Consider the following 13611-nt stretch of genomic DNA (forward strand, 5'->3'; position numbering starts at 1 on the left):
GCTGGCCGCGCAGTTCCCCGCGCCCCTGAAAGGCGCCCTCCGGGCGGCCTTTCCCGGCCCGCCGGAACTACCTGGGGAGTCGGGCTATTGCCTTGGCGATTTTCTTGGCGTCTCGGGAGAGTTCGCGGAGGGTGCCGCTGATGGGGTTGGTGAAGCCGGTGAAGTACAGGGCGGGGGCCTGGGGCGGGGTGTGGGGGGTTGGGCGGCCGGTCGGGGTGAGGATGTTGAGGTGGCCGACCAGGGGTTCGAGGGCGCGGTGGTAGCCGGTGGCTGCGATGACGGTGTCGGGGGCGATCCTCGTGCCGTCGGCGAGGACGACCTTGTCGTCCTCGAAGGACTCCAGCGCGGCGCCCGGCTCCACCCGGCCCTTGCGTACGGCGTCGATCAGGCCGACGTCTTGCACCGGGATCGAGCCCTGCTTCACCCGTGAGTACAGGCCGGTGTCGGGGCGTGGCAGTCCTCGCGAGGTGAGGTCGGGGACGGCGAGCCTGGTGATCGGCCGCGCGAGGCGGTCGACCAGGGCGACGGGGAGCCTGCGGCACAGGATCGCGGTGCGTTGGGAGGGCCAGCCCGCCGTGGAGCGGCGCACGATGTGCGGGGCGGTGCGCACTGCGAGGCGGACCCGGGCGGCGCCGCCCTCGACGAGGTCGACGGCGATCTCGGCGCCCGTGTTGCCGACGCCGACGACGAGGACGTCCTTGCCGGCGTAGGGGAGGGGGTTGCGGTAGCGGGCGGCGTGCAGGAGTTCGCCGGTGTAGGTGTCGCGGCCGGGCCAGTCCGGGAGGTGCGGGGTGTGGTTGTAGCCGGTGGCGACCACCACCGCGCTGCCGGTGAGTTCGCGGCCGCCGGTGGCGTGCAGCAGCCACCCCGTGCCGTCGGCGGTGCGTTCCAGGCGGGTCACCTCGACCCCGGTGACGACGTCGAGCCGGTGGTGTTCGGCGTACTTCTCCAGGTAGCGGACGACGTCGTCCCGCGCCACCCAGCGGCCGAACGAACGGGGCATGGGCAGTCCGGGCAGGCTGGAGAGGCGGCGCGTCGTGTGCAGGTGGAGCCGGTCGTAGTGACCGCGCCAGGAGGCGCCGACGCGGTCGGACTTCTCCAGGACGATGGCGCGGACGCCGCGTGCGCGCAGGGCTGCCGCGACGGCGAGCCCGCCGGGTCCGCCGCCGATGACGTACACGGGACGATCCTGCGTGAGCGTAAGCGGAGGCATCGAGTCGGCCATGACTGGAGAGTAACCGCGCGATTACTTGATGGGTGACGGTCAAGTCCGAAACCGGTTGCGAATAGATCACGGGGGATGCGGGGTGCGGGATGCAGGATGCGCGTCTCTTGCGCTGCCGCCGCTCCGCACGCTGAACTGACGTAGCGTCAGAAGTGACCCGGGCTCGCGGCAGGCCCCACCGGCCGTCCGCCGCCAGCGAGACGCGAGGGGACGTGGGGGTATGTGCGCACGGAGCACTGAGCGCACTGTGGCGTCTTTGTTCTTGAGGCGTGGCGCACAGTGATGGCGAGTACGTACATACCCCCGCGGCCCCGCACCCACAGACGGACCCAAGGCGCTGGCACCAGCCCCGCCCGACCCGTAGCCGACCCTCTCTCCTGATCGGAGTCCCACGTGAGTACGGACCAGCGTGCCGAGCCCCGTTTCGACCTTCCCGAGGTCGATGCCTTCACCCGGACCTACTGGGACGCGGCCGCCGAGGGGCGGTTGTTGATACGCCGCTGCGGGGCGTGCGGAGCGGCGCATCACTATCCGCGGGAGTTCTGTCCGCGCTGCTGGAGCGAGGACGTCACCTGGGAGCGGGCGAGCGGGCGGGGCACGCTCTATACCTGGTCCGTCGTGCACCGGAACGACCTGCCGCCGTTCGGCAGCCGCGTCCCGTACGTCGCCGCCGTCGTCGACCTCGCGGAAGGGCCCCGCATGATGACGGAGATCGTCGAGTGCGAGGAGGGGGCGGTGTTGCGGGTCGGTATGGCGGTGGAGGTGACCTTCCGGGAGGCGGCGGAGGGGGTGGCGGTGGCGGTGTTCCGGCCGGGGCGCGTCGAAGGGTGAGCCGCACCCCGCCTCCCAGGAGCGGAGGCCGAACGCGGAGGCCGAACGCGGAGGTGAAAAAGGGGAGGCAGTCGGCCCGGCCCCCGAGGGAACATGGGCCATGTCTCCAGAAACCCCGGCCGATTCCGCGCCCTCTGTGACCCCTGCGCCCTCCGCGCCCCCATCTCCCACCCCCGGCTGGCAATTGACCACCGATCTCGACGGGTTCCTGACCCGGAGCGAGGCGTATCTGCGGTCCGAGCCGGCCCTGCACACCGTCCTGCTCACCGTCACCGACACGCTCCGCGCGCGGGGACTTCAGGCTTACGGGGAGGGCGCGCCCCTCTTCGGTACGTACACCGGCGCCTCCGGTGCCGTCCTCGGTGCCTTCGTGCGGACCCCGCCGCATCGCGTGTCCGTCAGCCCGATCGCCCCGCTCGGCGCCGAGGCCGTCGACGCGCTCGCCCGGCAGCTCGCCGACGTCAGCCCGGACCTGCCCGGAGTCGGCGCCGACCAGGCCACCGCCGAAGCCTTCGCCCACGCCTGGGAGAAGCACACCGGCGCCAAGGCGACCCTCGACACCAGCCAGCGCCTGTACCGGCTCGGTGAGCTCACGCCGCCCGAGCCCGCCCCGGCCGGCCGCGCCCGCGTCGCCGGAGAGGCGGACCGGGAGCTGCTTGTGCGCTGGTGCAGGGAGTTCGGCGAGGCCGTCGGGGAGTCGACCTCGATGAACGCCGGTGACTGGGCGGACACCCGTATCGCGTACGGCGGCGTCACCCTCTGGGAGACCCCCGACGGCACCCCCCTCGCGATGGCCGGTGCCACCCGCCTCATCGCGGGCCAGGTCCGCGTCGCCCCGGTCTACACCCCCGCCGACCTGCGCGGCCGGGGCTACGGAGGCGCCGCCACCGTCGCCGTCACCCGCGCCGCCCTCGACGCGGGCGCGGCGGAGGTCCTGCTCTTCACGGACCTGGCCAACCCGACGAGCAACGGCCTCTACCAGCGCATCGGGTACCGGCCGGTGGGCGACTTCGCGCAGTACGACTTCGCCCGCTGACCGACCGTCACGGCCAGAGGAGCTCCCTGGTCCAGCCGTTGTCGCCCTCCGCCTGCCGCCGGTAGCGCAGCCGTACGTGGCGGCGCCTCGCGTCCCCCTGGAAGTACTCCACCTCCAGCGGGTCCAGGACGTACAGCGTCCACGTCGGGGCGTCCGCGTCCGGCTCCGCCCGCGCGCGCTCCCAGGCGGCCTCGGACGACCGGGCCAACTCCTCGGAGGAGGGCAGGATCTCGCTCTGCCGGCCCACCAGCGCCGCCGCGAGCGCGCCGGTCGACCGGGCGTGCAGGTCGGCGGTGCTCTCGGCGTGCGGGGCCGTGGTGACCCGGCCCCTGACGCGGATCTGCCGGCCCTGCGCCGCCCAGTAGAAGTGCAGGGCGGCCTCGGGAAGGGCCGCGAGCTGGCGGCCCTTCGTGCTGCTCGCGTGCGAGGCGAAGTGCCAGCCGAGCTCGTCGGCGTCGTGCAGCATCACGGTCCGCACGTCGGGGCCGCCGTCCTCCGCCACCGTCGCGAGCTGCATCGTGTGCGGCTCGGGCTGCCCGGCGTCCACCGCCTCCGCGAACCACGTGTGGAAGAGGGGCAGCGGTGCGGCGGGGGCGCGCGCCGGGTCGAAGGCGGGGAGTTCTACGTCCCAGACCTTCTGGGCCCGGAGCAGCGTACGGAAGGTCTCCTGCGGAACGGGTGATGTCATGCGTCGATTGTGACCTCCCGCCCCTCCCGGCCCGCCCCTATCGCCCCGCCGCTCCCGTCACTCCGGTTCTCCGACGAGCTGGGCCATCAGGACGCCGTGCAGCAGCTCCCCGTCCACGAACACCCCCTCCCGGGGCGCCCCGCACCGCCAGCTCAGCGGATACGTGTTGCCGTACGCGGCCGGGACGCCGACGTACTGGTCCCGTGCGGCGGGCCCGAGACACGTGGCGCCCGGCGGCCAGTCGAAGTTCTTGCTGGTCCCCGGCGCGAGCAGGAAGTAGTTCCAGCGGCCACCGGACACCTCGCGGATGACGGGCCCGGGGTCGCCCTCCGTGAGCGTGGCGAGGTGGTGCAGGACGGCCTCGCCGCGCACGCCCCTGACCCGGATCGCGTCAAAGTGCACCCCGGTGAGGCGAAGTTGGTGGCCGTGGGCGGGTACCCAATCGGGGGTGAGTTCGCTCGTCATGACTACGAGGGTCGGGGTGACTGCGTAGCGTTACCAGAGGCGCAGGGGACACATCGACAGGGCGTGGAGAGGGCGGTGGCGTTGTGGTGATGAGTGAGAAGACGACGACCGAGCGGGCGGAGACGGCCGTCCCGTCCCCGGCGCGGCGCCTCGTGGGCGGCCTGCTGCGGAACTTCCGGGAGCGGTCAGGGATGTCCCGTAAGGACGTGGCCGGTCGGCTGCTCGTCTCGGAGTCCCTCGCGGGGGCGTACGAGCGGGCAGAGCGCATCCCCACGTCCAGCTACCTGGAGGACGCGGACACGGTGCTGGACGCGCGGGGCGCGCTGAAGTCGTGCATCCCGCTGATGGAGGAGGAGAAGTACCCGCCCACGTTTGTGGGCTGGGTGCGGCAGGAGAAGACGGCGGCAAGCATCAGCGCGTACGAGACCATGGCCTTTCCGGGGCTGATGCAGACAGAGGACTACATGCGCGCCCTGTACGAGGAGCGGGTGCCGCAGCTCACGGAGGACCGGATCGAGAAGGACGTGACAGGTCGCCTGGAGCGGCAGGCGGTGCTGACTCGCAAGCCGCCGCCGATGATCGGGTATGTGATCGAGGAGTCGGTGCTCAAGCGTCCGATCGGCGGCCGCGAGGTGCTTCGGAAGCAGATGCTTCACGTGCTGGAGTGTGTGCGTGCAATGCACCATCTGAGGGTGCAGGTCATGCCGACGGAGACGCGCGAGCATGCGGGGCTGCAAGGGGCAACCTATCTGCTGAGCACTGCCGAAGGCCGTAACTTCGCCTACGACGACGGCCAGATCGGCGGTAGATTGATCTCGAAGCCACAAGAGGTCAATCAACTCATCGACCGCTTCGGCGCCTTGCGGGCACAGGCGCTTACGCCCCGGGCATCCGCGGAACTGATCGAGAGAATGGCGGGACAGCTATGAACGCCGAGCTGGCGTGGTTCAAGAGCAGCTACAGCGGCAATGAAGGCACCAATTGCGTCGAAGCCGCCTACACCTGGCGCAAGTCGAGCTACAGCAGTAACGAAGGCGGCGTGTGCGTAGAGGTAGCCACCTGCCCCCACGCCATCCACATCCGCGACTCCAAGACCGCACACGAGGGCGGGCCCACCTTCACGGTCACGCCCACCGCGTGGACCGCGTTCCTCAAGTCAGCGCCCCAGTACCAGCGTCCCTGACGAGCAGAACCACCCGCCCGTCCCCGACGCCACCGCCAGCTCCGGCAGGCCGCCGTCGGGGCGGCGGACCTGCCCGTCGCCCGCCTGCCCCCGGAGCTGGCGTACCGCCTCCACCAGCAGGAACAGGCCCCGCATGCCCGGGTGCTGGGCGGAGAGCCCGCCGCCGTCCGTGTTGGTCGGCAGCGTGCCACCCCGCAGCAGGCGGCCCTTCTCCACGAAGGGACCCCCCTCGCCCTTCGCGCAGAAGCCGAGGTCTTCCAGCGTCACCAGGGTCATGTACGTGAAGGCGTCGTAGATCTCGGCCACATCGATCTCGTCCGGCGTGACCCCGGCCCGTTCGAAGGCGAGGCGGCCGCTGACCGCCGCCGGGGAGACCGTGAAGTCGTCCCACTCGGACATCGTCGTGTGGGAGACGTGTTCGCCCGCGCCGAGCACCCACACCGGGGCGGTCGCGCAGTCCCGTACGTACTCCTCGGCCACGAGCAGCACCGCCGCGCCGCCGTCGGAGCGGATGCAGCAGTGCAGCTTGGTGAACGGGTCGGCGATCATCGGGCCGTCCAGCACCTCGTCGACCGTGATCGGGTCGCGGAACATCGCGTCCGGGTTGGTGGATGCATTAGCCCGGGCCTGGACGGCGACCGAGGCGAGCTGTTCCAGCGTCGTGCCGTACTCGTGCATGTGGCGGCGGGCGGCCATCGCGTACTTGGCGATCAGGGTGTGCCCGTACGGGACCTCGAACTGGAGCGGGCCCCGCGCGCCGAACGACAGGTTGGACGTACGCCGCTTGGCCTTGATGTCGGCGCGGGCCGTCGAGCCGTAGACGAGGAGCACGGCGTTGGCCCGCCCCGCCGCTATCGCGTCCGTCGCGTGCGCGGCCATGACTTCCCAGGTGGCGCCGCCGACGGACGTCGAGTCGAGCCAGCGGGGCTTGAGGCCCAGGTACTCGGCGACCTCCGCCGGGGCCAGCGTGCCGAGGCCCGCCGACGCGATGCCGTCGACGACGTCGCGGCCGAGGCCGGAGTCGGCGAGCGCTCGGCGGGCGGCCTGGGCGTGCAGGGCGTAGGGCGTCGCCTCGTCGACCCGGCCGCAGTCCGAGAGGGCGACACCGACGACGGCGACCTTGCGGCCGGATGCGGAGCCTGAACGGGTGGCAGCAGACATGAATCTGACGGTACATCAGATACGCGTACGGGGAAGGGCTCTGCTTCGCCGCCCACACCCTGTGCATATCGACGCCCCCGCCCTAACATGACGGCCCGTCAGTTCTAGGGCCGGGTCGCCGTAGCCCCGCGCCCGGGGGAGGAGCCTGCCGATGGACGCCGCCTTCAGCGCGGAACAGGGCGAGATCCGCCGCACCCTTCGCGAGGTCATCACCAAGCGGTGCGGTCCCGACGAGGTCAAGGCGGCGGTGCGCACCCCGGCCGGCCACGACACCGGCCTGTGGACCGCCCTCGCCGAACAGCTCGGGCTGCCCGGCCTCGCGCTTCCCGAGGCGTACGGAGGGGTCGGCTGCACCTCCGCCGAGCTCGCCCTCGGCTGCGAGGAGCTGGGGCGCGCCCTCGCGCCCACACCCCTGTTCGCCACCGCCGTCCTCGCCGCCCCGCTGATCCTCGCGCTCGGCACCGACGAGCAGCGCGCCGAATCCCTTCCCCGCATCGCGGCCGGAGAGCTGACCGCCGCCCTCGCCGTCCCCGGCGCGGGGCTCGCCACGGCGCTCGGTCTCGTCGGCGACAACCGGGGCGACTGGGCGGGCGGCGGGCGTGCGGGCGGTGTGCAGGCGAGGCTCGCCGACGGGGTGTGGCGGCTGTACGGGCAGGCCGAGCAGGTCATCGACGGGCACAGCGCGGGGCTGCTCGTGGTCGCCGCGCACGCGGGGGGCTTCGCGCGGTCCCGCACGCTCCTCTTCCTCGTGCGCGAGGGGGCGCCCGGCATGGTGCGGACCCGGCAGACCGCGCTGGACGAGACCCGCACTCAGGCGTGCGTGGAACTCCGCGACGTGGAGGGCGAGTTGCTGGGCGCCGACGAGGCCGATGTGCCTGCCGCGCTCGGTGCGGTCGGGGACGTCGCCGCCACCGTCATCGCCGCCGAGGCCGTCGGCGCCGCGGATCGAGCCCTGGAACGTACCGTCGAATACGTACAGCAGCGCGAGCAGTTCGGGCGGGCGATCGGATCCTTCCAGGCGGTGAAGCACCGCCTCGCGGACGTGTACGTGCAGGTGCAGGCTGCGCGGTCGGCCGCCTATTACGCGGCGTGGGCGGCGGGCGCGGAGGCCGCAGGGTTCGGCGGGCAGGGCGCCGAACGGGCCGGCGGGCTCGCCCTCGCGCAGGCGCTCGACGCGCTGCGGACCGCCGCGTCCGAAGCGGTGCAGCTGCACGGCGGCATCGGCTTCACCTGGGAGCACGAGGCGCACCTGTACTTCAAGCGGGCGTCCAGCGACGAACTGCTCTTCGGCCCGGTCCACCGGCTGCGGGCCCGCGCGGCGGACCGCGCCGGGCTGTTCGAGCCCGCCGAAGTCGAGGAGGCAGTCTGATGCCGGCCGGGCTGCGGCTGGTGCAGAAGGTGTCGGCCACCCGGGCCTTCGCGAAGGTCGCGCCGCACTTCGTGCCCGCCATGGACCGGGCCGTGCACCGGCTGACCGGGGGAAAGGTGCTGCTCAGCGCGCGCATGCTGCCCGGGCTCATCCTGACCGCGCGGGGCGCGAAAAGCGGCATCGAGCGGCGGACGCCGCTGGCGTGCATGCCGGAGGAGGGCGGGGAGGGTGGCGAGAGCTGGGTGCTGGTCGGGTCCAACTTCGGGCGCCCCGGGCATCCCGCGTGGACCGCCAATCTGCTGGCCAACCCCGATGCCGAGGTGAACTGGCGGGGCGCCGACATGCCCGTGCGGGCGCGGCTGCTCACGGGGGAGGAGCGGGCGGCGGCTTGGGAGGCGGCGCTGCGGTTCTGGCCGCCGTATGCCGCGTACCAGGCCCGGGTGGAGCGGGAGATACGGCTGTTCCGTCTGGTGCCGGTCCCGGCGCCTGGTGCCCGTCCCGACCACAACGGCGGACCACCGAGGTGATCCGCCGTCGGGCTGACAGGACCGGGCAGGGAGCTCGGGGCGGGGGCCCGTCGCTCTCTCTTTGGGCTACTTCGTCGGCTTTTTACCGGTGACGCCCAGATGTACCAACATCGCCAGGTTCGGCTTCAGTTCGGTCTGCTTGACGCCCCAGGTCTGGAAGCCCCGCTGGTGGGAGGCGACCGCCGCGAGCATCGCGACCAGGGAGCCCGCCATGGCGGCCGGGCTGACGTCCTTGTCGACCTTGCCCTTGGCCTGGAGCTCCTTGACGGTGTCCGTAAGGGAGTTGTTGACCGAGTTGAGGATCTTCATCCTGATTTTGTAGAAGCGCTTGTCGCCCTCGGCGGCGCCCAGATCGACGACCCGGAGGATCGCGTCGTTCTTGCGCCAGAAGTCGAGGAAGCCCTCGACAAGGTCCTGGGAGGTCTGCCAGCCGGCCTTGCCGACCCAGGAGCGCCCGTCGAGCAGCTGGGTCAACTCGGCGCCCTCGGCGGCCATTTGCTCCGCGATCTCCAGGACAGCGCCCTCGACATCGGGGAAGTACTGGTAGAAGGTCGCGGGTGAAGTTCCCGCCTTCCGGGCGACGTCGATGACTTTGACGTCCCGGTAGGGCGAGGAGCTGAGCATCTCGCTGAGGCAGTCGAGCAGCTTCTGACGCGTCGCCTGACCGCGCCGGCCGGCCACGCGGCCGTCGACGGTACGTACCTGTCCTGTCATGCCGTCAGCTTACCGAGGGGTGATCGGAGCGCGATTCGGCCGAGTGCAAATGGGGTTGGGGCGCGGAAGCACGGCGCGGGGCGCACCTCGGCGCCCGGCCGGAGGGCTCCCGTGGGAATTGGCCATACGTTCGAATCTTTGCGCTGCGGGGACCGGGACGGGCGGCTAGCTTGGCTGGTATGGACTACGAGGGCGTGCCCTGCTGGGTCGACGCGATGCTCCCCGACGTCGAGGGCGGCAAGCGGTTCTACGGTGAGCTCTTCGGGTGGACTTTCGACCAGGGAGCCGGGCCGGAGGGCCAGGGGGCCCGGCCGGAGCGCGGGCGCCATGCCCAGGCGTACAGCGACGGTCTGCCCGTCGCCGCGCTCGCCCCCAAGGCCGACGGCCGCATGCCCACCGTATGGACGGTGTATCTGGCCACCCCCGACGCGGCCGCCCTGGCCGAACGCGTCAGGGACGCGGGCGGCTCCGTGATCACCGAGCCCAGGCCGGTCGGGCCCGCCGGGACCATGGCGCTCGTCGCCGACCCCGAGGGCGCCGTCTTCGGCCTCTGGCAGCCCGGCACGCACCACGGCTTCGGCAAGCAGCAGCGGCCCGGGTCGTACTGCTGGGCCGAGGTGTACTCGCGGAACAAGGACCTGGTCGACCCGTTCTACGAGCGCGTCTTCGGATACGGCGGCTTCGACCTCGACCTCGACGGCGAGGACTTCCGCACCTGGTCGCCCGCGGGCGCCGCACCCGGCCCCGACACGGCGATCGGCGGCCGCAGCCTGATCCCGGCCGCCACGGACCCGGCCGCCCGGCTGCGCATCCCCGACGAGATGCCCGCCCACTTCCTCGTGTACTTCAACGTCGACGACGCCGACGCGACGGCCGCCGCGGTGACCCGCCTCGGCGGCCGCGTCCAGGCACCGCCGCACGACACCCCGTACGGGCGGATCGCGGTCTTCACGGACAACCAAGGAGCCACCTTCGCGGTCCTCCAGGACTGAGACAGGACGTCAGAGACGTCAGACAGGACTGAGAAACCGCTCGAAACCGCTCGCCGGACCAGGCCACACGGCATTTTGTCCGGAGACACCCCGATCCCGCCCCGGGTTCGCCACCGCCGCCCCGGACAGGAAGAATCAGGGTGCGTGCCGCCGTAGCGGCTCGGGTGGTGAGACGCTGCACGGGGCTGTCTTCTTCGGCGGTCCCGTACGGGGAGGTGGCAGGGCAAGTGGTGGATCAGCTGACGCAGCACGATCCGAGGCGGATCGGCCCGTTCGAGGTCCTCGGCAGGCTGGGCGCCGGTGGCATGGGCCTGGTCTATCTCGCGCGCTCCGCGTCGGGACGGCGCGTGGCGATCAAGACGGTGCGGACCGAGCTCGCCGAGGACCAGCTGTTCCGTGTCCGCTTCACGCGCGAGGTCGAGGCGGCCCGCGCCGTGTCCGGTTTCTATACGGCGGCCGTGGTGGACGCCGATCCGCGGGCCGCCGTGCCCTGGCTCGCCACCGCGTACGTCCCCGCGCCCTCCCTCGAAGAAATAGTGAACGAACACGGGCCGCTGCCCACCCAGGCGGTGCGCTGGCTGGCGGCGGGCGTGGCCGAGGCCCTGGAGTCCATCCACGGCGCGGGCCTCGTCCACCGTGACCTCAAGCCGTCGAACGTCCTCGTCGTCGAGGACGGCCCGCGCGTCATCGACTTCGGCATCGCGTCCGGCGTCTCCAACACGCGGCTCACCATGACCAACGTCGCCGTGGGCACCCCCGCCTACATGTCGCCCGAGCAGGCCAAGGACTCCCGCAGCGTGACCGGCGCCAGCGACGTCTTCTCGCTCGGCTCGACCCTCGTCTTCGCCGCCACCGGCCACGCCCCCTTCCACGGCGCCAACCCCGTCGAGACCGTCTTCATGCTGCTCAGGGAAGGCCCGGACCTCGAAGGGCTGCCGAGCGACCTGCGGCCCCTCATCGAGTCCTGCATGCAGATGGAGGCCGCGCTCCGGCCCAGCCCCGCCGACCTCCAGGCACAGCTCGCCCCGCACCTCTTCGCCTCCGAGAGCGCCGACAACGACGACAGCGGTACGGCGTCCGCGTGGCTGCCGGAGCGCGCCGTCGCGCTCATCGAGGCCCGCCGCGGCGGTCGGCCGCCCGCCCGGGTCCCCGCCTCCGCCGGGCGCAGTGCGGGACGGGCCGCCGCCCCCGCCATGTCCGCCGCTCCCGCCGCGCCCGTGACGGCCCCGCCGCCCCCGCAGCAGCCGCCGCCCGCGCCGCCGGCCAGGTCGCCCTTCGGCGGCAGCCCCGACTCCGGGCCCGTGCGGCTCGCCGGGGCGAAGGTGCCGATCGGTCCGGGACCGCGGGTGGCCGGTGCCCGCCCGGCCGTCGCGCCGGGCGCCGCTGCGCTCGCCGCCTCCTGGTCACGGTCCGCGGGCCACCGGGCCCCGGGCAACGGCGCGGAACCGGCGCCCGCGGTACCGGCGCCCGCCCCGGCGCCGGACGCCTCCTCGACGTGGCGGCCGTGGCGCTTCCGGATGTCCAACGACGTCTGGGGCACGCCCGCCGTCGCCGGGAACCTCGTCTACGTGACGTCCTTCGAAGTCCACGCGCTGGACGTCGCCACGGGCCGCCGCAGCTTCAAGACGCGGGACGTCGCCTGGTCCATGGCGGTCGCCGACGGCCGCGTACACGCCTCCGACGGCCCCACGCTCTACGCCCTCGACGGCGCCGACGGCTCCGACCTGTGGCGGCTGCCGACCGACGCCTGGGTGTACTCCCTCCAGGCCGACCGCGGCACGGTCGTCACCGGCACGCGCGGCGGCGGCGTCCAGGCGTGGGAGGCGGCCAACGGCGAGAAGCTCTGGGAGATCACCGGCGCGCAGACCGACTTCGAGACGCCCGAGGCCGGGCCGCTCGTCCTCGACGGCACCGTGTACGTGTGGAAGGACGCCAGGCTGCGGGCGCTGGAGGCACGGACCGGTGAGGAACGCTGGTCGTACCCCGTCGGCGACGCGGCCTCCTGCGGCGGCGTGCCGGTGCGGCTCGCCCAGGGGCAGGACGGGTACGTGTACGTGGCCGCGGGCACCCGCGTCCTCGCCATCGACGTGGCGAGCGGGCACGTCCGCTGGCACTTCGAGGCGCCCGCCGCCTTCCTCTGCCCGCCCGCCTTCGCCCCGGGGCCCGCCGTCACGGGCGGCGGCGTGTACCTCGCCGACTACCTCGGGACGGTGTACGCCCTCGACGCGACCGACGGCCGCGACCGCTGGCGCATCGCCACGGAGTCCCGCTCCTCCATCGAGCCCGTGCTCGTCGCGGACGGCCACGTCCACGTGGGCAGCGGCAAGGGGCTCTACACCCTGGACGCCGTCACCGGCACGCCCAAGTGGCGCTTCCAGGCGGGCGGCGAGGTCGTGGGCGCACCCGTCGTCGCCGACCGCCGCATCCACTTCGGCTCCACGGACCACCTGCTCTACACCCTGAAGGCGGACGACGGCCGCCTTCGCTGGAAGCTGGCCACGGGCGGCGAGATCACCGGCGCGCCCGTGGTGCGGGACGGCGTGGTCTACGCGTGCAGCAAGGACCGGTGCGTGTACGCGCTGGACGCGGAGCGGGGGACGGGGACGTCGCCGAGGACTTAGCGGTGGGGGCGGTCCGGCGGGTCGTGCGGGTCCGGCGGGTTGTGCGGGTTCTGCCAGGGGGGTGGGGGCGCGTCCGGCGGGTAAGTCGGGATCGGTTCTGTCGGGTACGGGTCCGGCGGGGGGTACGGGTCCGCCGGGTAGTTGGGGTCGCCGTACAGGTCCCCGTAGGTGGAGGGCTCCGTGGGTGCCGGTGCCGGTGCCGGAGCGGCCGGGACCGCGTCCTGGTCCGTCGCTCTGCGACGCCCGCGCCCGCGTCTGCGGCGCCGCCCCGCCATGAGTGCCGCCGCCAGCAGCAGCACCACACCGCCGCCCAGGCCGAGCAGGACGCCGAGGCCGAGGCCCGAGCCGTCACCCGCGACGGCCAGACTGCCCTCCGCCTGGCCCTGCCGGACCATCCACAGCACCGTGAAGCCGAGCACGACCACGCCCGCCAGCGCCACGAGGAGCCGCGACCTCAGCAAGAGACCGATCAGCGTGAGCAGTGCCGCGAAGGCGACCGGCAGGAAGAGGGAGCCGAAGAGCTCGGCCTTCGCGTCGGTGACCCCGCCGGAGAACAGCTCACCGATGCGGAAGTCACGTCCGGGACGGCCGTCGTACCAGGCTCGGAAGGGGCTCCATACGGCGGCCGTCGCTCCGGCGAGAGCGAGGATCGACCCGAGGACGTTGCGGACCATGAACGGGCCTCCTCCATGCGTGCGACTCGCTGTGCGCATCCGTACGCGTCTCTCAAGATCGACGCTACGCCGAGTGCGTGACGCCCGCCACGTGACGGGACGCGTGCCGTTCAGACCCTCGGGCC

14 protein-coding genes are annotated in these 13611 nt (G+C 72.7%); 8 read left to right on the plus strand and 6 right to left on the minus strand.

Annotated elements, in window-relative coordinates; translation table 11 throughout:
* Positions 1–67 precede the first annotated feature (67 nt).
* Complete coding sequence (locus ACZ56E_RS23380; RefSeq protein WP_471216943.1) at positions 68–1225, minus strand: flavin-containing monooxygenase; 1158 nt, start codon at positions 1223–1225, stop codon at positions 68–70.
* Between the two features lie 393 nt (positions 1226–1618).
* On the opposite strand from ACZ56E_RS23380, the gene ACZ56E_RS23385 reads away from it, so the two are divergent.
* On the plus strand, positions 1619–2056 hold the full coding sequence (locus ACZ56E_RS23385) for a Zn-ribbon domain-containing OB-fold protein (protein WP_471216945.1): 438 nt from the start codon (positions 1619–1621) through the stop codon (positions 2054–2056).
* A 184-nt stretch (positions 2057–2240) separates the two neighbouring features.
* Entirely contained in the window at positions 2241–3092 is an 852-nt protein-coding gene (locus tag ACZ56E_RS23390) for a GNAT family N-acetyltransferase (RefSeq protein ID WP_471216947.1), read from the plus strand.
* A 7-nt stretch (positions 3093–3099) separates the two neighbouring features.
* Here the strand turns inward: ACZ56E_RS23390 and ACZ56E_RS23395 are convergent, their stop codons facing one another.
* Positions 3100–3780 carry a pyridoxine/pyridoxamine 5'-phosphate oxidase gene (locus ACZ56E_RS23395; RefSeq protein ID WP_471216948.1) on the minus strand — a complete coding sequence of 227 codons (681 nt, stop codon included), beginning with the start codon at positions 3778–3780 and terminating at the stop codon, positions 3100–3102.
* A 57-nt stretch (positions 3781–3837) separates the two neighbouring features.
* Positions 3838–4245 carry a hypothetical protein gene (locus tag ACZ56E_RS23400; RefSeq protein WP_468610491.1) on the minus strand — a complete coding sequence of 136 codons (408 nt, stop codon included), beginning with the start codon at positions 4243–4245 and terminating at the stop codon, positions 3838–3840.
* Positions 4246–4334: 89 nt separating this feature from the next.
* On the opposite strand from ACZ56E_RS23400, the gene ACZ56E_RS23405 reads away from it, so the two are divergent.
* Positions 4335–5174: a helix-turn-helix domain-containing protein gene (locus tag ACZ56E_RS23405; protein WP_471216950.1), complete on the plus strand. Its 840-nt coding sequence runs from the start codon at positions 4335–4337 to the stop codon at positions 5172–5174.
* On the plus strand, positions 5171–5428 hold the full coding sequence (locus ACZ56E_RS23410) for a DUF397 domain-containing protein (RefSeq protein WP_471216952.1): 258 nt from the start codon (positions 5171–5173) through the stop codon (positions 5426–5428). Before ACZ56E_RS23405 ends, ACZ56E_RS23410 begins: the two co-directional genes overlap by 4 nt.
* Here the strand turns inward: ACZ56E_RS23410 and ACZ56E_RS23415 are convergent.
* Positions 5402–6589: a thiolase C-terminal domain-containing protein gene (locus tag ACZ56E_RS23415; RefSeq protein ID WP_471216954.1), complete on the minus strand. Its 1188-nt coding sequence runs from the start codon at positions 6587–6589 to the stop codon at positions 5402–5404. The genes ACZ56E_RS23410 and ACZ56E_RS23415 overlap by 27 nt on opposite strands.
* Positions 6590–6740: 151 nt before the next feature.
* Between ACZ56E_RS23415 and ACZ56E_RS23420 the strand changes: the two genes are divergently transcribed.
* Together ACZ56E_RS23420 and ACZ56E_RS23425 are read left to right on the plus strand one after the other, a co-directional pair.
* Positions 6741–7958 carry an acyl-CoA dehydrogenase family protein gene (locus ACZ56E_RS23420; protein WP_471216956.1) on the plus strand — a complete coding sequence of 406 codons (1218 nt, stop codon included), beginning with the start codon at positions 6741–6743 and terminating at the stop codon, positions 7956–7958.
* Positions 7958–8485, plus strand: coding sequence for a nitroreductase/quinone reductase family protein (locus ACZ56E_RS23425; RefSeq protein WP_471216958.1), 528 nt, complete (start codon positions 7958–7960; stop codon positions 8483–8485). The genes ACZ56E_RS23420 and ACZ56E_RS23425 overlap by 1 nt, the downstream gene beginning before the upstream one ends.
* A gap of 66 nt (positions 8486–8551) precedes the next feature.
* On the opposite strand, the gene ACZ56E_RS23430 is transcribed toward ACZ56E_RS23425, so the two are convergent.
* Positions 8552–9199 (minus strand): TetR/AcrR family transcriptional regulator, encoded by a 648-nt coding sequence (locus tag ACZ56E_RS23430; protein ID WP_398303174.1) that lies wholly within the window; start codon positions 9197–9199, stop codon positions 8552–8554.
* Positions 9200–9378: 179 nt separating this feature from the next.
* On the opposite strand from ACZ56E_RS23430, the gene ACZ56E_RS23435 reads away from it, so the two are divergent.
* Positions 9379–10191, plus strand: a complete 813-nt coding sequence (locus tag ACZ56E_RS23435) for a VOC family protein (RefSeq protein WP_471216960.1) — start codon at positions 9379–9381, stop codon at positions 10189–10191.
* 227 nt (positions 10192–10418) lie between these two features.
* Positions 10419–12812, plus strand: a complete 2394-nt coding sequence (gene afsK / locus ACZ56E_RS23440) for a protein serine/threonine kinase AfsK (protein WP_468610476.1) — start codon at positions 10419–10421, stop codon at positions 12810–12812.
* Here the strand turns inward: afsK and ACZ56E_RS23445 are convergent.
* Entirely contained in the window at positions 12809–13486 is a 678-nt protein-coding gene (locus ACZ56E_RS23445; protein ID WP_471216962.1) for a hypothetical protein, read from the minus strand. The genes afsK and ACZ56E_RS23445 overlap by 4 nt on opposite strands.
* Positions 13487–13611: the final 125 nt, after the last annotated feature.

The sequence above is a fragment of the Streptomyces sp. NPDC039480 genome (assembly GCF_055597165.1).